Source organism: Pseudoalteromonas sp. MelDa3, assembly GCF_002863625.1.
Classification (GTDB): domain Bacteria; phylum Pseudomonadota; class Gammaproteobacteria; order Enterobacterales; family Alteromonadaceae; genus Pseudoalteromonas; species Pseudoalteromonas arctica.
In genome coordinates this window covers 1-13,994 of sequence record NZ_PJBR01000030.1, presented here as the reverse complement: position 1 = coordinate 13,994, position 13,994 = coordinate 1, and the positions used below count along the sequence as shown (strand labels likewise).

10 protein-coding genes are annotated in these 13,994 nt (G+C 39.6%); 7 read left to right on the top strand and 3 right to left on the bottom strand.

From position 1 onward, the window contains the following. Positions 1-259 precede the first annotated feature (259 nt). From CXF89_RS08255 to CXF89_RS08235, 5 genes are all read left to right on the top strand, one after another. Complete coding sequence (locus CXF89_RS08255) at positions 260-964, top strand: SapC family protein (RefSeq protein WP_002961447.1); 705 nt, start codon at positions 260-262, stop codon at positions 962-964. A gap of 127 nt (positions 965-1,091) precedes the next feature. Then, positions 1,092-2,123 carry an isoaspartyl peptidase/L-asparaginase family protein gene (locus CXF89_RS08250; RefSeq protein ID WP_121954328.1) on the top strand — a complete coding sequence of 344 codons (1,032 nt, stop codon included), beginning with the start codon at positions 1,092-1,094 and terminating at the stop codon, positions 2,121-2,123. A 272-nt stretch (positions 2,124-2,395) separates the two neighbouring features. Next, complete coding sequence (gene hrpA, locus CXF89_RS08245) at positions 2,396-6,283, top strand: ATP-dependent RNA helicase HrpA (RefSeq protein WP_180961390.1); 3,888 nt, start codon at positions 2,396-2,398, stop codon at positions 6,281-6,283. A gap of 75 nt (positions 6,284-6,358) precedes the next feature. Then, a complete protein-coding gene (locus CXF89_RS08240) occupies positions 6,359-6,739 on the top strand; it encodes a response regulator (protein ID WP_007581064.1) in 381 nt (126 codons plus the stop codon). 9 nt (positions 6,740-6,748) lie between these two features. After that, complete coding sequence (locus CXF89_RS08235) at positions 6,749-7,045, top strand: PilZ domain-containing protein (RefSeq protein WP_007581065.1); 297 nt, start codon at positions 6,749-6,751, stop codon at positions 7,043-7,045. Positions 7,046-7,075: 30 nt separating this feature from the next. On the opposite strand, the gene CXF89_RS08230 is transcribed toward CXF89_RS08235, so the two are convergent. Then, positions 7,076-8,266 (bottom strand): class I SAM-dependent methyltransferase, encoded by a 1,191-nt coding sequence (locus tag CXF89_RS08230; protein WP_121954326.1) that lies wholly within the window; start codon positions 8,264-8,266, stop codon positions 7,076-7,078. Positions 8,267-8,330: 64 nt separating this feature from the next. On the opposite strand from CXF89_RS08230, the gene CXF89_RS08225 reads away from it, so the two are divergent. Together CXF89_RS08225 and CXF89_RS08220 are read left to right on the top strand one after the other, a co-directional pair. Next, positions 8,331-9,062 (top strand): HD domain-containing protein, encoded by a 732-nt coding sequence (locus CXF89_RS08225; protein ID WP_374703122.1) that lies wholly within the window; start codon positions 8,331-8,333, stop codon positions 9,060-9,062. Position 9,063: 1 nt separating this feature from the next. Next, positions 9,064-9,504 carry a VOC family protein gene (locus CXF89_RS08220; protein ID WP_121954324.1) on the top strand — a complete coding sequence of 147 codons (441 nt, stop codon included), beginning with the start codon at positions 9,064-9,066 and terminating at the stop codon, positions 9,502-9,504. Here the strand turns inward: CXF89_RS08220 and CXF89_RS08215 are convergent. After that, entirely contained in the window at positions 9,501-10,493 is a 993-nt protein-coding gene (locus CXF89_RS08215; protein WP_121954323.1) for a response regulator, read from the bottom strand. The two genes, CXF89_RS08220 and CXF89_RS08215, sit on opposite strands and share 4 nt — an antisense overlap. Positions 10,494-10,496: 3 nt before the next feature. After that, positions 10,497-13,829 (bottom strand): MHYT domain-containing protein, encoded by a 3,333-nt coding sequence (locus CXF89_RS08210; RefSeq protein WP_121954322.1) that lies wholly within the window; start codon positions 13,827-13,829, stop codon positions 10,497-10,499. Between the last annotated feature and the right edge of the window lie 165 nt (positions 13,830-13,994).

Genomic DNA, 13,994 nt, shown 5'->3' with positions numbered 1-13,994 from the left:
CGCAAAAAAACAGTCCTGAACTGTTAACCAATGTTAATGAATAACTTTGGTTTGTATTAAAATCAACCATGAAGTGTGTTGTTTTTGAACAAAATTTATGAGTTTGAGCTGTATGTTTTTTAGCAACGTTCAGATTTAGTTAAATTTTATTTTTTCATGGTCGTTGTCATAAAAGTTTCCCTTCCTTTTTTAGCTCAAAAGCATTAGCCTAAAGGTATTAACAATGAAACATATAAATTAAAATAAACGGAGCAGTAACATGGCGGAGCAACAAGTACAGCCTTTACACAACGAAAAACATGCCAACACTAAAATTCAAAACGGCATCAATGTAGAATTCATGAAAACTCAACATTTAGTGCCAGTAGTTGCACATGAGTTTGCACGCGTAGCAAACGAGTTTCCAATGTCATTCGTTAAAAACAACGAAAGCGGCACTTTTCAAGCTGTTGCTATGTTTGGCTTAGAGCCAGGCGAAAACCTTTTTGTAGAAGATGGTAAATGGACTGCAGCATTTGCACCTATGGCATCTACTCGTTACCCACTGGGCTTAGTTAAACACCCAGATCAAGATCAATACGGTATCGTAATTGACGAAGCAAGTGCGCTTGTTGGTGAAGACGAAGGTAATGCATTATTTGAAAACGGCGAAGAAACAGATTACCTAAAACGTCGTAAAGAAGCGCTTGTATCTTTCATTGAGTTTTCTCAAGTAACTGAAGCGTTCACTAAATTCCTTGCTGATAAAGAGCTACTAATTGCGCAAACGCTAACAGTAGACATTAAAGGCGAGAAAAAAGACATCAACGGTATTTACCTTATCGATGAGAAAAAGCTAAACGAGTTAAGCGATGCTGATTTCTTAGAGCTTCGTAAACGTGGTTACTTAGCACCAATTTATTCTTTCTTAACGTCTACTCATCAAGTAGCACGTTTAGCGCGTTTAAAAGCTAAACAAGCTTAATTACAAACACGTAAAATTTTAAAAAGCGCCTTAAGGCGCTTTTTTTATGCCATTAAACTCACTTTAGTTGAAATTAAGCCCGCAACCATTCACATTAGTTTATAACTTTCCCATAAAAGAACTCATTATGAAAACACCCTTATTAGCAATTTTTGCGAGCAGCCTTTTTGCTTTAAGTAATAGCGTATTCGCTGCAGAGACTCCTTTTGCCATTGCGATTCATGGTGGGGCAGGGACAATAGAAAAAGCACGATTTACACCCGCTCAAGAAAAGCAGTACCGCGCTAAATTAACAGAGGCCGTAGAGACAGGTTATAAAGTATTGCACCAAGGCGGTGAAAGTTTAGATGCGGTAACTGCGGCAATTACAGTATTAGAGCAATCGCCTTATTTTAATGCAGGGCGTGGAGCGGTATACACTTACGATGGCGGGCATGAGCTTGATGCATCCATAATGGATGGTCGAAACCGTGAAGCAGGTGCCGTTGCGGGTGTAAAGCATATTGAGAGCCCGATTAAATTAGCGCGTTTGGTCATGAACAACTCTGTACACGTAATGCTTAGTGGGCAAGGCGCTGAGGAGTTTGCTAAAGAGCAAGGTGTTGAACTTGTCGAAAATAACTTATTTGATACCGAGCCTCGTTACAAAGCGCTTTTAAAAGCAAAACAAAAATTAGATAAAGCCAAAGCAACCAGTAAAGAGTACCAAGCCGCGCACAAAGCATTGCCTAACTCTTACAAAATGGGCACGGTTGGCGCAGTGGCGCTTGATAAAAACGGTAATTTAGCGGCAGGTACATCCACAGGTGGTATGACGGCAAAACGTTATGGCCGTGTAGGTGACGCGCCGGTAATTGGTGCTGGGACATTTGCTGAAAACGAATCGTGCGCAGTATCGGCAACAGGGCACGGTGAATATTTTATTCGCTATAACGTAGCGAGCGATATATGTGCGCGTGTTAAGTATCAAGGTAAAACCATAGCTGAAGCTGGAGATGAAGTTATAAACGGTGTGCTTAAGCCAATTGGTGGCACTGGTGGCGTTATTATTATTGATACTAAGGGGAATATTAGCTTGCCGTTTAATACCTCTGGCATGTATCGGGCAAGTAAATCGAATACGCAAGCGACCTACGTGGGCATTTTTAACGACGAATAAGCCAAAGTAATTTAATTAACCTCAACTCTGGTTAAGAGATTTACTAACATATTGAACCACAATGATATTTTAATTCATTTATTGCTAGCCAGTTATTTTCAGTGCAGTTAGCGCTGAAAATAACTGCTTGAGATAGATTTATTATTCGCAGTTTAGGTGAATCGCAGCGTTTATATAACAAACAACCCCGTGTTATGCATTTTGTAGGATTAACCCCGGCCGTTTAATTTGATACAATTATGGCTCTTTAACTAATTTTATAAGGTATGCGGGTGGTAAACCTAGGTCAGTTGTTTGGCGAGCTAAAAACGTGCTTGAAAAAAGATCAATTCATTTTCAAAAAACGCTTACATGGCGTAAAAAAAATAACAGATGAAAACAAGCATGCCAACGCGCTTGAAAAAATAGCGGCTGATATAACCCGTAGCCAAGAATTACGTGATAAACGCTTAGCGGGCCTTCCTAAAGTGACTTACCCTGAGCAATTGCCAGTAAGTCAAAAAAAGGAAACAATTAAAGACGCCATTGCAAATAACCAAGTGGTTATTATTGCAGGTGAGACGGGCTCAGGTAAAACAACTCAAATACCTAAAATGTGTTTAGAGCTTGGCCGTGGTGTTGATGGCTTAATAGGCCATACTCAACCACGCCGATTAGCAGCGCGAACGGTGGCTAACCGTATTGCTGAAGAAATGAAGTGCGAACTTGGTCAGCAAGTCGGTTTTAAAATTCGTTTTAGCGATCAGGTTTCTAATAATACGTACGTTAAACTCATGACTGACGGTATTTTATTGGCAGAAATTCAGCAAGACCGTTTTTTAAACCAATACGACACCATAATTATAGATGAAGCGCACGAGCGTAGTTTAAACATCGACTTTATTTTGGGTTACTTAAAAAACCTACTTCCAAAACGTCCCGATTTAAAAATAATAATTACGTCTGCAACCATCGATCCTGAGCGCTTTTCAAAGCATTTTGATGATGCGCCCATTATAGAAGTATCGGGTCGTACTTTCCCTGTTGATGTGCGTTACAACCCAACGGCCGATATTAATAAAGAAGATATGGAAGCCGAGGGCGATCAGCTACAAGGTATTTTTGATGCTGTTGACGAACTGTGCGCGGAAGGTCCTGGCGACATACTGATATTTTTAAACGGTGAGCGTGAAATACGCGATACCGCTGATGCACTTAGCAAGCGTAATTTAAAACACACCGATGTATTACCACTTTACTCGCGCTTATCTAACGCAGAGCAAAACCGTATATTTGCGCCACATTCTCGTCGTCATATTATTTTATCGACCAACGTAGCCGAAACGTCACTAACCGTGCCTGGTATTCGTTATGTAATAGATCCAGGTACTGCGCGTATAAGCCGCTACAGTTATCGTACAAAAGTTCAGCGCCTGCCAATAGAACCTATATCGCAAGCAAGTGCTAATCAGCGTATGGGTCGTTGTGGACGTGTTGAAGCGGGTATTTGTATTCGCTTGTACTCTGAGGATGATTTTTTATCGCGCCCAGAGTTTACCGACCCTGAAATACTGCGTACTAATCTTGCCTCAGTTATTTTGCAAATGTTGGCACTCGGGCTTGGTGATATGGCGCAATTTCCGTTTGTGCAAGCACCAGATAGCCGTAATATAAGTGATGGTTTATCGTTATTAGAAGAACTACAAGCAGTAAAACCAGACAAACGTGATAGTAAAACGAGTTTAACCGCTTCAGGTAGAGAACTCAGCCGATTACCGGTAGACCCTCGTTTAGCTAAAATGGTGCTCACAGCTCACAAACTTGGCGCATTGCGTGAAGTGATTGTTATTGTGGCGGCGCTGTCGATTCAAGATCCACGCGAACGCCCGCAAGAAAAACGTGCTGCAGCCAATGAAAAGCACGGTCGCTTTGACGACCCAGATTCAGACTTTATCGCTTTTTTGAACTTATGGAATTACTTAGAAGAGCAGCAAAGCGAGCTGACTAACGGCCAGTTTAGAAAGCTGTGTCAAAAAGATTTCCTAGCCTATATGCGCTTGCGTGAGTGGCAAGATATTGTTTATCAAATAAGTACTGTGTGTAACGAAATGGGCATGAAAGCAACCAGCCAAGCGGCTGATGGCGAACTTGTTCATAAAGCGTTATTAAGCGGAATGCTGAGCCATATTGGCTTTAAAGATGAGAAGCAAATATACAAAGGTGCACGTAATAGTCAGTTTCATATTTTTCCGGGTTCAGGTTTATTTAAAAAGAGCCCTAAATGGATTATGTCGGCAGAGCTGGTAGAAACCAGTAAATTATATGCCCGCACAAATGCAAAAATAGACATTAACTGGGTAGAACCATTAGCACAGCATTTAGTAAAACGTAGCTATACAGAACCTCATTGGGAGAAAAAGCCAGGTGCGGTAATCGCGTTTGAGCAGCAAACTTTGTACGGCCTACTCGTTGTAAATAAACGCCGCTGTGTTTATAGCAATATTGACCCTAAAGTGAGTCGAGAGCTTTTTGTGCGCACCGCATTAGTTGAGCAAGAGCTGGGTTTAAATGAGAGCTTTTTAGCGTTTAACCGTGAGCTAATAGAAGATATTCAAGTTCTGGAAAATAAGTCGCGTCGCCGTGATATTTTAGTTGATGAGCAAACGTTATTTGAGTTTTACGATAAAAAAATACCCAAAGAAATTAATAACCGCGCTGCATTTTTAAAATGGTATAAAACACAAAAACAACAAAATAAACATTACTTACACATGACCCGTGAAGAATTAATGCAGCACGGCGCAAGTAATATCACTGAGTTTGATTACCCGGACACATGGCAGCAAGACAATATTATATTGCCGCTTGCTTATCATTTTGACCCAGGACAAGCGGTTGATGGTGTTGCGGTACAAATACCGGTAGCGCTGTTGAATCAAGTACAAGAGAGTGGTTTTGACTGGCACATACCTGCATTTAGACATGAGCTAATAAGTGGGCTTATAAAGTCATTGCCTAAATCGCTTCGCCGTAATTTTGTGCCAGCACCAAATTACGCAGATGCAGTACTTGCAGCTATTGAGCCAATGCAAGGTAGCTTAATTGATGCTTTAGCTACGCGTTTATTAAGAATGACAGGTGTGAGAGTTGATATGGAGGCGTGGGATTTAACCGCGCTTGCACCGCATTTACGATTGCAGTTTGAAGTACGTGATGAACACGATAAGTTACTTGCTCGTGGACTTGATTTAGCCAAACTTAAAGCAGAGCTGCAAGGTGAAGTAACCGAAACACTGTCTAAAGTAGCCGATAAAGGCATTGAAAAATCAGACCTAACACAATGGGATTTTGGTGAGCTGCCAGCGTCATATGTTAAAAAACAAGGTCAATACGAAATAAAAGCATACCCTGCGCTGGTGGATAAAAAATCAGCCGCTGCAGTGGAGCTTTTTGATAGTGAAGCAAAAGCGCAGCAAGCGCATCAACAAGGTTTGCGCCGTTTAGTATTGTTAAATGTGCCGTCGCCAATTAAGTACTTACAACAAAACTTACCGAATAAGGCAAAGCTGGGTTTGTACTTTAATCCATTTGGTAAAATAGCTGATTTAATTGATGACTGTATTGCCGCAGGTGTTGATAGCTTATTAGTGAAACACGGCGATATACGCGATGAAAAAGCATTTGAAACGGTAAAAGAGCAAATACGAGGTGAGCTCGGTGATGCCGTTGTATCGATTGCAACGCAAGTTGAGCAAGTATTAAGTATTGCGCACGCACTGCATAAAAAAATGAAAGGGCGCGTTGATTTAACCATGATAACCGCGCATGGCGATATAAAATCACAGCTTGAGTCACTTATATTTAAAGGTTTTGTGAGCGCGCATGGCGCAGATAAAATAACGGATTTAATTCGTTATTTAAAAGCGATTCAAAAACGTTTAGAGAAGCTGCCTGTGGATCCAAATCGTGATAGGTTATGCGTACTAGAGCTGGATAAAGTTGCTCAAGAGTACAAAAAAGTAGTTAATAAAACGCCTAAAGGCTTGCCTATTCCACAAGAAGTAACCGCTATTTTTTGGATGCAACAAGAGCTTAGAGTGTCGCTATTTGCTCAAACGCTTGGAACTCCTTACCCAATTTCGGCTAAGCGAGTACTTAATGCGATAAAAGAGATAGAATAAAACTTGCATTTTCTATTAAGCTTAGTACCTTAATAGGAGGATTTATTTTTGTTTTGAAAAGGAAGTGACATAGTTATGTCCTCATCGATTGAACATAAAACAAAGCGACTTTTAGTGGTAGACGACGAGTATTTTAATTTTGAAATGCTCAAAGCAGCACTCGCGTCGAAATTTGATGTTAGTTATGCAGATTCAGGGCAAAGCTGTCTTGCATCGGCAATTGCGAGTCCGCCAGATATAATTTTGCTTGATGTTTGTATGCCTGGTCTTGATGGTTATGATACATGCCGAATGCTAAAACACACACCTGAAACAAAAAATATTCCTGTTGTTATGGTATCGGGCCTAGAGTCTCCATCTGAAAAACAAGCAGGGTTTGACGCTGGTTGTAACGCATATGTTGTAAAGCCATTTTCAGTGGGTGCTTTGTTGGAAGAAATTAACACGGTTTTTTAGAGGTAACGTATGTTTACTGATGATAAGCGAAATTTTAGACGCATGCAGATCAATACACCTGCAAATTTAACAACGATAGAACCCATAGCGGGTTTAAGTTTTGCCGCAGAGTGCGTGGATTTAAGTGCAACAGGTTTATCAATTCATTTAGATGAATTACTTGAACCTAATACATTACTGACGGTGAACATTGATTCGACTCACCCAAGTATTGCGCCTTTAAATGCAACAGCAAAAGTAATACGTGCCAGCAAAGAAGATGATGGCACGGTAACAGCAGGTCTTGAAATCATTCAGTTTAACTAACTTGAATCCAGTTAAACTCAATAGTAGATATTAAAAAACCTTACAGATTAAGCCTTTTAAATAAAAGCCTTCAGGGTAGCTGCCAGCGATTGGGTGATCAGCTGCCTGGTTTAATCGCTCCATTATAAGTAGGTCTTTACCTGCATCAAGTGCTGCATCGGCTACTACTTTTTGAAATAAGTTTTGTTCCATTAAACCAGAGCATGAGAACGTTAGTAATGTTCCACCTGGTTTTAGTATTTGCATGGCAATCATATTGATATCTTTATAACCACGACACGCACCGGTTAGCTGCGCTTTATTATCAGCAAACTTTGGTGGGTCCATTACGATGGTATCAAACTGTCTGCCTTCGTCGCGGTATTGGCGTAGTAACTTAAATACATCCTGCTTAACAAAACTTACTTTATTTAAATCTAAGTTATTATGCTCAACATTACGTTTTGCTGTATCTAAAGCGGGTTGAGATACGTCTACGTTAGTTACATGCTCACATCCACCACGCAGGGCGTACAACGAAAATGTACCTGTATAACTAAAACAGTTAAGTACCGTTTTATCCTTTGAAAAACGCTCAAGTGCGGCGCGGCTATCGCGTTGATCTAAATAAAAGCCCGTTTTATGTCCATCAATTATATCGACTTCAATTTTAAAACCGTTTTCCTCAATAAGTACCGGCTGTGTTGGTTCATTACCCCAAAGAGCGCCTTTTATTGGCTCTAAGCCTTCTTTAGTGCGTACTTCTACGTCTGAGCGCTCGTATATGCTAGAACCTGGGAAAATAGACATCAACGCGCCAACAATCTCGCCTTTATGACGCTCGGCACCCGCACTTAGTAACTGACACACTAATACATTATCAAACTTATCGATTGTAACGCCTGGTAAGTAATCAGACTCCGCAGCACATAATCGAAACCCTGTTAATCCGCCTTCTTCTATTACTTGGCTACGTGCTTCTAATGAGCGACGTAAACGGCGTTCAAAAAAGTTTTGATCGATTACTTCTTTTTCGTCAAAGCTCCAAACACGTGCGCGAATTTGTGAGTGAGGGCTGTAAGCAGCAGTTGCTAAAAACTTACCTTCGCTATCGTGAATCGTTACTGTGTCGCCTAATCCAGGTTTACCTTTAATTTTTTTGATGGCTTTTGAAAATAACCAAGGGTGTTTTCTTTTTAATGATTTATCGCGACCAGCTTGTAGGTAAACGGCAGATGACATAAGGCTTCTCAGTAGTAATAAATAAGCGCTGTATTTTAGTCAAGCAAGGAGCAACATACAATGAATGTTTTGCAAGGGGGGCATAAAGCACGGTAAAGTACGGATAATTTACCGATTCATTAGCTTTTGGAACCTAATAGTGCCTGACGCCGTTTTAAGCCCCGATTTAAAAATACTTAATTCACAATGTAGAGAATTTATAACTTCTTTAGTGCATGCCGATGTAGCTCACGATATTACTCACATAGAACGCGTGGTACGTGTTGCGATACAGCTATGTAATGCAGAGCAGGCAAACATGTCGGTGGTATTACCTGCAGCGTGGATGCACGATTGCGTGGCAGTTGCTAAAAATCACCCTGATCGCGCAAAAGCCTCTACTATGGCAGCCGATAAGGCATTGGAATTTTTAAAATCTATTAATTATGACGAGTCACTTTTTGATGAGATTCATCATGCCATTGCCGCTCATAGTTTCAGCGCAAATATAAAAATTAAAACAGTTGAAGCGCAAATAGTACAAGATGCTGACAGAATGGATGCATTGGGCGCTATTGGGGTGAGTCGCTGTATGAAAGTAGGCGGATCAATTTCTCGGTTATTGTATAACCCAAATGACCCTTTTTGTGTTGAACGCGAGGCTGATGATAAAACATACACGCTTGATCACTTTTTTATAAAGTTATTACATATTGCCGATAGCATGAATACGCCATCTGCTAAAGCAGAAGCGAACAGGCGTACAACGTACATGCATGAATTTTTAGAGCAATTAAAGTCAGAAATAGGTGAGTAACGTGAATAATACAAGCATACCTAAGTTATCTGGGATTGATCATTGCCATTTAAATGTTGATAACTTGGTTGATGCCGTTAAGTGGTATGAGCGTGTTTTAGGTTTTAGTGTAGTACCCGAGCTTGCCTTTTGGGGTGAGGACGGACGCGGCCCTTTAACACTTGAAGATACTAGTTCAACAACTCGTTTAGCACTTTTTGAAGGTGAGGGGCGTAGTAAAGGGATTGCATTTTTGGCCTCAGGGGATCAATTTATTCAATGGCGTAATCATCTTGAGGGTTTAAACATAAAAGCAGTGCTAGCGGATCATGGTGTAACGTTTTCTATGTACTTTAAAGATGAAAGCGGTAATAGCCATGAAATTACCTCACATGACTATCGTTATATAAAGTCTTACTATCCAAATGTTGAGCTTGGCTCTCACAGCGCTAAAAAGAATTAGCTTTCTTGATTTGCATTTTTTATAGCAAGAATATCGTCTAAGTTTTTCACAAATAGTTCGATTAGAGCGGGATCAAAATGAGCTCCTGCTTGCTCTTGCATATGCAAAATTGTTTTCTCTACACTCCATGCCTCTTTATAAGGGCGTTTTGAAGTCAGAGCATCAAAAACGTCAGCAACGGCAACAATTCTACCTTCAATTGATATTTCTTCGCCTTTGATCCCGTTAGGATAGCCTGAACCATCCCATTTTTCGTGGTGTTCAATAGCAAGTTTATGAGCGAGTTGTAATAATGGCGATGAAGAATTTGCTAATATTTGTGCACCAATTATGGCGTGTTTCTTCATATGTTCAAACTCTTCAGAAGTTAACTTTCCTGGCTTTAGTAAGATAGCATCAGGGATACCTATTTTCCCAACATCGTGCATTGGGGCGGCTTGACGTAAAAGCTCTGCACTTTGCTCATCCATACCTAGCGCTAATGCTAATACTTTGCTGTATTGGCTCATACGCACTATATGTTCGCCAGTGTCAGTATCTTTATATTCAGCAGCACGGCCTAGGCGTTGTACTAAATCTACATGTGCTTGTTTTAATTGCTCAGCTTGCACTAGCGATAAGTGAGTTTTAACTCTAGCTCTTACAATAGCAGGGCTTATTGGCTTAGTAATATAATCTACGGCACCAAGTTCAAAACCTTTAAATTCATCATTTTCGTCCCCCAAAGCTGTCACAAAAATAATGGGGATATGAGACGTTTTAGGATTGTTTTTTACCCGCTGGCAGACTTCAAACCCATTCATATCTGGCATCATTATGTCGAGCAAAATTAGCTTTGGTAGTTCTTTTTCAAGTAGTGCCAATGCGGCATCACCCGATTTAGCAAACGACATACGATATTGATTACCTAACACTTCGCGCATTACTTTTAGATTTGCAGGCTCATCGTCAACAATTAATACTCGTGGCCTATCTGTTGTAAAATCCATTAATTAATACTCATTGTTTGTTAGTTTTTCAAGTAAGGTTTCTAGTATTACGTGTGCTTTATCAAAATCAAATTCATCAAAGGCCTCGGCTATAGCATCAACATCATCTTGACAGTTAGCAGGTGCGCCGCGTTGCAGCTTTGCTAATAGCTCATCATTTAGCTCTGCGTTTTGTGCATCTTGATAAAGCGTCTTACACAGTGACTTAATTTCATCAATTGATAGCGTGTCAGAACTATTATCTTCAGGCTTACTACTTGGCTTATCGCAAGTATTAGATGACAGCAGTTGTGAGATGACAAGTAGCTCGTTTTTTATATCGTCTAAAGTACTAATAACTTTAGCGTCACTTTGTTTTTGCTCTAAATCGGTTAATAACTTCATTAATGTTATTAGGCCTAAGTTACCAGCAACACCTTTAAGTGTGTGAATGGTGCTATCGACATCTTTTATATTTGATAATTTATCACTGAATAATGTTTCGAACCGTTTATTACTGTCACTAATAAATTTAGTAATCTCTGTAAGTTGCTTACATTTAGAACCCCAAAGGGCTAACCCTTTTTCAAAATCTATATGCTGCGCTTTAGGATCGCTTTGCGATATAACCATTTCTTTTGCAATACCAAGACCAAGCACTTGTGCTATTTCTTGGTTTAGCTGATTTATATCGACGGGTTTATTTGCAAAGCCATTCATGCCTGCTTTTTTAGCCGTAAGCTTATCTTGTTGTAATACACTGGCTGTGAGCGCGATAATTGGTGTGTACTTAATTTGTCTTTGGTTTTCTATTGCTCTTATTTTTTGCGTTGCCTGTATGCCATCACACAATGGCATATGTATATCCATTAAAATGACATCAAAGTCTTGTTCTTCAAATACTTTTATCGCCTCGAGCCCGTTTGATGCCTTGGTAACGGCATGCTGGTCGCGCGAAAGGAGCAAAGAAAGTAGTTCTGTATTTTGTTCAATATCGTCAACTACCAATATTCTAAGAGCTGGTAACTGGGTGTGTAGACCATCAAAATGATCTATTTTAGTTTCGTCACCTATAGCAAGCGGCAATGAAAAGTAAAAGCAGGTGCCTCTACCTAATTCGCTTACCAAGTTTATTGTTCCACCCATAAGTTCTACCAGTTGTTTGCTTATGGTTGTACCAAGACCTGTGCCACCAAAGCGGCGTGTAGTAGTACCATCGGCTTGCTCAAAAGGTTGAAACACTGCTTGAATACGATCTTTTGCAATACCAATACCTGTATCTTGTACTTCAAAAAACAGATGCTGATTTTGTGTCATGCCAACAGTTACGGTAATAGAGCCTTTTTCGGTGAACTTAATAGCGTTACCAATTAAATTAGTAAGTACTTGCCTGAGTCGATCTGGGTCACCGTAATAAGTAGCACTTACTGATTCTTTAATATGAAGTTTAAGTTCTAAATCTTTCTTTTTAGCTTCTAACCAAAAAGTAGAAATAATACTGTCTATTACTGGCTTTAAACTAAAGTGTATTGGCTCAATAGTGAGCTTACCGCGCTCTAGTTTTGCGGAATCGAGAATTTCATTTAATAATCTAAGTAATGAACGCGCTGCATTATTTACGGTCACTAAATGTTTTTGTTGTTCTTGATCAAGTGGGGTGTCCATTAATAGATCGCTAAAACCTATTATAGAATTCATTGGGGTGCGTATTTCATGGCTCATATTAGCCATAAAAGATTGCTTTGCATAAGCAGCTTCTTCAGCTTTAAACTTAGCTTGCTCTAGTTTTTCTTCATATTCTTTGCGTTCAGTAATATCAACTAAAACACCATCAATCCACTTTGCTTGACCTTGGGTATCAAAGTCGATGCTGCCTTTATCTAAAAGCCATAAGATATTACCGTTTCTGTGGCGAATCCTGTATTCGATTGAATACTGGCGTTTTTCTTCTACTGCTTTTGTTACGGCATCTACAATAGGCTGCTGATCAGACTTTAAAATCAAATCGTTAAATTCAATGCAGTGTTCAGTAAATTCATTCGGGTTATAGCCAGTTAATTCGTTGATGCTTGGACTAATAAAAAGCATGGTCCAGTTATCATCAAATTGGCATCTAAAAGCAACGCCTGGCATGTTATCCATCAAGGAGCGGTACTTTTGTTCTTTTTCTTCAAGACTTTTTTGTAAAGCGCGTTGCTCTGTTAAGTCTGTAATAAAGCCCACGTAAAGAGGGTCTTGCCCTGGTTGATTAACTTCACCGACGCCTAATCGTATAGGAAATAAGTGGCCGTTTTTGTGTTTAGCAAAAATTTCACGGTTAACACCAATTACTTTACCTAAATCAACATTTTTAGCATGTAAAAGATAGCTGTCGTGATGTGTCGCGATAGCATCATCCATTAGCATTTTAATATTATGATTTTGTACTTCATTTTCATGCCAACCAAAAATTTTGCTAGCTGACTCATTAAAGCTCAAAATAATACCAGTATGATCTATTGTTACAATACCATCGATTGCTGTGCCTAGAATTGCATTTAGTCGTGACTCGTCGGCAGACTTTTCTTCTAGCAACATTTTATATCTGACCATACCGTTTAGCACCGCTACTACACTTGTAATAGCAACCGTGGCAGTAGCGACTGCAATAGCTATAAAGGTGAGCCCAGCAGAAGCATTTACGTCGTCATATAAAAGAGGAGATGTTGCGACAAAGCGTGTAGATGCCATTCCCATGTAATGCATAGCAGCCACAGCAAGGCCTAATATTATAGCGCTGATGGCTCGGTTTTGTAGGTGTGATAGCTTTGGAAAGAACTTATCAAGATTAAAGCGACTATATAATGCTATAAACGAAAGAGCGACGGCAACTAAAATTGATAGGCCAAATGTTAGTGGGTCATAACGTAACATGGGAGCAAGCTCCATTGCAGCCATACCGCTGTAATGCATTGTACCAATACCAGCCCCTAATAAAATGGAACAAATGCTAAGTACTCTAAAGTTTCCATTACTATTTACAAGCATTGATACAGCGTACTGACAAGCAAGTAATGCAGGAATAAAAGAAAGTAGTGTGATTGTTGGATCGTAGCTAATATTAGTACATAGCGAAAAAGCTAGCATACCTATAAAGTGCATACTCCAGATACCAGAAGAAAATACAGTTGCTGCAGTTATATTTGCCAAACGCTGATAACGAGGGAATTTAGTTTCTTTTGCTAAATCAATGAGCTTTGTAGTAAAAAAAGCAGCAAAAATGGCTATTAATACAGACATTGACACTAGAAGGGGATCGTAAACCCCGTTAAGTATTAGGCTTGGGTCTTGGTCTGTAATGAAGAAAGCTGATAGCATAACGGCTCAAAATATAATCTTTATTTTACAAGTTTAATCTAATTTACTAATAAATAAACCGTTATTTCTGATAGCGCTATTAAGTAACGACTATTTAGCCGGTTTGTTTGTTATTTTGTTAGTAAAGTAAATGAGGTGTTTTTTATTTTTTTAACTTAAAAAAAA